This window comes from Brevibacillus sp. AY1, from assembly GCF_029870785.1.
GTDB lineage: Bacteria > Bacillota > Bacilli > Brevibacillales > Brevibacillaceae > Brevibacillus > Brevibacillus invocatus.
In genome coordinates this window covers 1-5284 of sequence record NZ_JAFLPN010000084.1, presented here as the reverse complement: position 1 = coordinate 5284, position 5284 = coordinate 1, and the positions used below count along the sequence as shown (strand labels likewise).

The window sequence follows — 5284 nt, the reverse complement described above, 5'->3', positions numbered from 1 at the left end:
GGGAGGTACTCCTTTTTCTATGCTCAAAAAACCTTGAGCCCGTAGGGCTCAGATTTATGAAATTGATTCGATTACAAAAGAATTGAAGAGAATTTTCAAAAAGGAACTGAAGTCGGAGTTTATAAAGGATATGACTTATCGAAATTGATTCTGTTTTGTCTTGTACACGAGTTAGGACATTACTATGATTATCAAGAAAACAAAGAAGCCTTTAATTTTACAAATAAGCAGGAATACATCCAGATGGAGAGGAACGGGATAAAAAAAGCAAACAGAATTATTCCACAAGATATGGTTCGTGACTTTCACACTTTTAATCAACACATTATTCAGAGTTACATGCGGGATTTAGAAGAATAATTCAATCAAATTGGCATTTGATCATGTACTCTAATCAATACCTCTTCCCATCCCCTTGAAGAAGTGTTCTGATATACCCTTACTGTCTAACTGGTAAATCAGGAAAGACTATGGCAACTTCAGAAACTTTCAATCCAGGTATCATCGATCTAGTTTCGACCTCATGCTGTATCTCCTGAGAATTCAGCTCTTTGATATATCGAAACACGTCCTTAGACGGTACCACATAGTAAAAAAACTTCTCCACTATCTCACTCTCCCAACGCATCTTTAGGTATATTTTACCACCCTGACAACGATAATAGGAGTACCCTCTGTCCTTCCGGTTACGGAAGGATTTTCATTAATTAAGGAAGTGACATCAGAGATGGCAAAGAAGAAGCAAGCAATAGAGGAAAAAACAGAATTAGTCCATACTTACTGTGATGAAAATGGTCAATACGTTGAGGTTTACGATTACCCATCTGTTGCAAATGGGAGTAGGAAACGGCAAAGGAATGAGATGCAAGTTTATGTAATCTACAAATCTCCATAACACAAAGAGGAAATTAGTAATGTTGTCATGGAAAAATTAACAGCATTGTATATGGACTGGCTTTACGACTTGTACTTAAAAGAGTTTGGTAAATATGGAAGGTATGAAACATTCGTAGAGGAATGGTTTAAGTTTTACGAGGAACAAGGAAATTCAAAAAGGGACTTAATTTCGGAGTGGGCGAGATAAACGAGTGGAGGAGTTTCGCTTGAAGAAAGTATATTTCACATGGAGGAAATATGAATATGGAGGAAATTCTTATAGATGGAGATGTATTTAAGTTGAAGTGGAATGAGGATGGCACTGGATCATATATATGCTGGTGCGATCTGTCCTTTAAACAAAACTTTACAATTACAAGCCTATAAAATGGTTTACTCCCTTATTAAACTGGGAATATAGTCCTAGAACTGTAATATAGGGAGATGTGATTTATGGCAAGGATTCTAGTAGTTGATGATGCTGCGTTTATGAGATTGCAACTAACAGACATCTTACAAAAAGGCGGTCATGAGGTGATTGGTCAGGCAGAAAATGGTCTAGTTGCAATAGAAAAATATGCACAATTAAAGCCTGACTTAGTAACAATGGACATTACAATGCCTATAATGGAAGGAATTGATGCAGTCAAAGGCATTAAGTCCATCGATCCCAACGCAAAGGTTATTATGTGCTCCGCTATGGGACAACAACAAATGATCGTAAGCGCGATTCAAGCTGGCGCAAAGGACTTTTTGGTGAAACCTTTTCAAGCGGATAGAGTCTTAGAAGCTGTTAACAAGATAATGTAAACCTCTTCCTCTCCTTTATGGGGAGGCTTTTTAATCATTTCAAATTTGTTAACTTTAATATTTTGATATAATTCCCATTATATTTTATTTTTACCTTATTTAAAGCGTGGGTTTTACCCCACTTCTATAATTTTTGAAATACAAACAATTGTACAACATAACCTTTAAAATACATATCACTATGGTCAAAGGGCCAGTACAAGAAAAACACAGTATTAGTTTTAAAAATCTGCTTAATTAGACTGACTGGAAGTGTACTCCCCTCAATTCTCAGTCCCTTTTCTGAAATCAATGAATTAATAGTTTGAACATTCTCGATGTACTTAAGACCTTCTGTTACTTGCATAACCAATTTACAAGTCTCGTTCGCTTCTTTTGTGATTGGGTTGTAATTTAATTCTAAGAAGTCAGACGAATGCAAGCAAACTCCATTAATATTGAGTAACTTTTCAATTTGTTGAAAAAGTTGTATTTGAGTGTTATTAGTTATAGCACTAATAGCTTGTTTAATACTGTCGGGTGGCTGCACATGGACTTGTTGATATTTAAAGCCCAATGGAATGGTTAATTGAGTAAAGTAGTTGGCGTTATAAATCACATCAAATTTTCCATGAATTGCTGACAAATCGACCTTAGGAGAGATCTTTTTAATTAATTCAATCAGCGAGTCATCTGTTATATCGACTAAATTTAAATTCTCCACTTGGGCTGCAAATCCAGACAGGTCTATAACAATTTTTGTATATTTCTCTTTTTGTTTTGTTTTTCCCATGAAACTATCTAAAGCTTTAGGATCAATATCGACAATAACAATTTCTCCAAAGTACTTCTCAATAATATCAATAGGGACATCATTTCCGTTTCCTGCACCAAGAACAAGAATTCGATTTGTAGAAAGATTATAGCGATCGATTGCTATTGTTAAAATACTGCCTATTGAGTTACGAAAACCACTCCATTCGTCCCAGCTATCCCGTGTATCTTGGTTTGCATATTCTTGCACATATTGATACATGAGTACCACTTCCTTATGTAAGGTATAGGAATATGCTACCATCAAAAATATGAATCAGCAACAGAAGTAGTTACTTTATCACTAATCATTAAACAAAATGAAATTCTAGTTTTATTGGATGACTTGTTACCCACTATTTAACTGTCGTTTTACAGATTACTTTTCCCTATATTCTTACACCATAAAACACGATCATATAGTATATCCATCTAACGCAATTTTTATACCACTATTTCCCTAGTAAATCTTGTCAACTTCCGAAGTAAGTTGTAGAATGGTAACAAAAGTATTACCAAGTAATACTAACATTTTCCAACAACCTTATAGATACTTCCTATTTTATACTTGAGTTATATTTTCAAGTAAGGAGGTATTTTATGAGGAAGAAACGGGGGAAGAAAAATATGGCAATTGCTATTCCACATATTGTGCGTACTGAATTGAGTAAAAAGAAACGCACCCCTATTAGACGAACAAACAAAATGGCAGAAATGACAAAAGAAGATTTGAAAGAATGGAATGTTGTCTCTAAACGCAATAGAGGATTAAGCCAAATAAATATGAATGATATTTTTGGGGATGGTAAATAAGTGTCTACATATTTCATGGATTCTAAGAATTGGAATGAAATAAAGCGTGGGTATTTTTATGAAGCAGCATTGTTCTACCCCTCAGATACTGAAAGACCTCTCCGCTTTTTCTTACCTGATGTGGATGATCCTTCACGTGGAAGCATTGTCAAAGATGCGGGTAATTTCGAAATGAGAAAAATTGAAGGAAGATTAGTTAATATTGAACAATATATTATCGTCACTCTAAAAACTAGAAAAGTCGTTGTTTTATCTAATGACACACTTAATTCTTCTGATGAAATTGATTTCGTTCAAATTGCTCCAATAATGAGCGTAAGCGAAAAGGATAAAACTAAGCAGTGGTACAAGAAAATGATCGCAAATAACCACCCTGCTTTTGTGTTTATACCTCAGCATGTTACTGGAAAAGAATGTTATGTAGACATTAGTGAAATGACAAGCATACACAAAGGTATGTTACAACGCAGATCGAAACAAGTACCAGAAGAATACATGCAGGTTATAGAGGATAACATCTTGGAATGTCTGGATCTTGGTTTGATTGAAGATGATGAACAAATAACTCCTGTTATTAATACCTAAAACCACCATCCTTCGGACAGGTGGTTTTTGATTTGTCTCTCCCTTGCTTTGTAGTTTGTAGGATTATATGCCAAATGAATAAAAATCTTCCAACTCAATAATGTTCATTGATATAATAAAGTAATTAGAGGACATACAAAGGAGTATGTGTTAATGAGCACTACTATTGAGGTTAAGAGATTTAATACAGAGTTGCAAGATAGTTTTAGAAATCACAACGTAAAGATATATTTATATCCAGAAGATATTGAAAAAGATTTTAACGGAGATATTAACTATTTATATCGATTTATGAAAGAAGAAGTTGAATTTTGGTCAAATTGTAGCGATGGTGGATTCTATCATATAAATAATTATTTTAAATCGATTGTTAATGAACTTGAACAAGCACTACTTAATCAAGATATTGATTTAAATCACGCAAATCAGAATATTTTAAATGCGATTAATTTAGTTAGAGGGAAAAACAAATATGGATTATACTCTTCAACAGATATTGCACATTACTTAAAAGAACAGTATGGGTTATCCAGGGAACTAGGTAGTGCAGCGTTCAATTACTTGGTCGAAAATAGCACGAGTAATCTAGCAAGTAAACAGTTTTTTAAAGGAGTAATGAATACTTATTTTTGGGAAGAGCAAAATCAGATCATGGAACCAAATGTAGCAGCCCAAAGAGAAGCATTAAGTAAAGTAAAAAGTACTTTTGAAAAATACAGGGATGAATTATACCATGAGTATAAAACAAAACAAGAAGAGGTTGAAAGATTTCTAAGTGAAAAGCAAACTGAACTAGTTGACTTGGTGAATTTATACACGGAGAAGTTAAAGTTAGAAGGACCAGCTGATTATTGGAATCAACTAAGTAATGAGTATAAAACCAAGGGGGATACTTGGAGGAACTGGGCAGCTGTTACTACGGGAATTTTTACTATTATCTTATTAATTATTTTGTTCGGTAATCCTGAAACGATCTTCCATGGAGAGCAGTTTACGATTAATTCATTAAAAGCAACTTTACTATTAGGTTTATTTAGTTCAGTAGTGATTTATCTTATTAGATTATTCGTTCTACTTTCAAAAAGTGCTTATCACTTATCAAGAGACGCAAAAGAGAGGTACCAACTTACATTTGTATATCTTGCGCTAGTAAAAGAAAAAGGAATTGATGATTCTGAAAGATCAATTATTCTTCAGTCATTGTTTAGCAGAGCTGATACTGGATTGTTGAAGGGTGATTCAAGTCCTACAGTCCCCGAAGGACTGTGGTCCCAAATAATGAAGAATACAGGGACACCGAAATAACGATGACAAAGAATGCTTAAACGGCATTCTTTTTTTGGTGCGCCACGCATGGCGATTAACTAGGTGGTGAAAGTCCACTGTGGGGGTTTGTAGTTACCAACCA

The 5284-nt window shown here is 34.3% G+C and carries 5 protein-coding genes; 4 read left to right on the top strand and 1 reads right to left on the bottom strand.

What is annotated here, in order from left to right; all coding sequences use genetic code 11:
- Window positions 1-1329: 1329 nt before the first annotated feature.
- Window positions 1330-1686 carry a response regulator gene (locus tag JZI27_RS24675; RefSeq protein ID WP_280209812.1) on the top strand — a complete coding sequence of 119 codons (357 nt, stop codon included), beginning with the start codon at window positions 1330-1332 and terminating at the stop codon, window positions 1684-1686.
- Between the two features lie 124 nt (window positions 1687-1810).
- Here JZI27_RS24675 and JZI27_RS24670 read toward each other — a convergent pair whose 3' ends face one another.
- The gene (locus JZI27_RS24670) at window positions 1811-2701 is read right to left on the bottom strand and encodes a hypothetical protein (protein WP_280209811.1); all 891 of its coding nucleotides are present in this window, start codon (window positions 2699-2701) and stop codon (window positions 1811-1813) included.
- A gap of 377 nt (window positions 2702-3078) precedes the next feature.
- Between JZI27_RS24670 and JZI27_RS24665 the strand changes: the two genes are divergently transcribed.
- From JZI27_RS24665 to JZI27_RS24655, 3 genes are all read left to right on the top strand, one after another.
- On the top strand, window positions 3079-3291 hold the full coding sequence (locus tag JZI27_RS24665) for a hypothetical protein (RefSeq protein ID WP_280209810.1): 213 nt from the start codon (window positions 3079-3081) through the stop codon (window positions 3289-3291).
- Window positions 3292-3876 (top strand): type II toxin-antitoxin system PemK/MazF family toxin, encoded by a 585-nt coding sequence (locus tag JZI27_RS24660; RefSeq protein WP_280209809.1) that lies wholly within the window; start codon window positions 3292-3294, stop codon window positions 3874-3876.
- 153 nt (window positions 3877-4029) lie between these two features.
- Window positions 4030-5181 carry a DUF6161 domain-containing protein gene (locus JZI27_RS24655; RefSeq protein ID WP_280209808.1) on the top strand — a complete coding sequence of 384 codons (1152 nt, stop codon included), beginning with the start codon at window positions 4030-4032 and terminating at the stop codon, window positions 5179-5181.
- Window positions 5182-5284 lie beyond the last annotated feature (103 nt).

What these genes read in the sequence shown, in the direction of transcription:
- JZI27_RS24670 (WP_280209811.1), bottom strand. Translation starts at nt 2,701, where the DNA reads ATGTATCAATATGTGCAAGAATATGCAAACCAAGATACACGGGATAGC.
- JZI27_RS24655 (WP_280209808.1), top strand. Translation starts at nt 4,030, where the DNA reads ATGAGCACTACTATTGAGGTTAAGAGATTTAATACAGAGTTGCAAGAT.
- JZI27_RS24665 (WP_280209810.1), top strand. Translation starts at nt 3,079, where the DNA reads ATGAGGAAGAAACGGGGGAAGAAAAATATGGCAATTGCTATTCCACAT.
- JZI27_RS24675 (WP_280209812.1), top strand. Translation starts at nt 1,330, where the DNA reads ATGGCAAGGATTCTAGTAGTTGATGATGCTGCGTTTATGAGATTGCAA.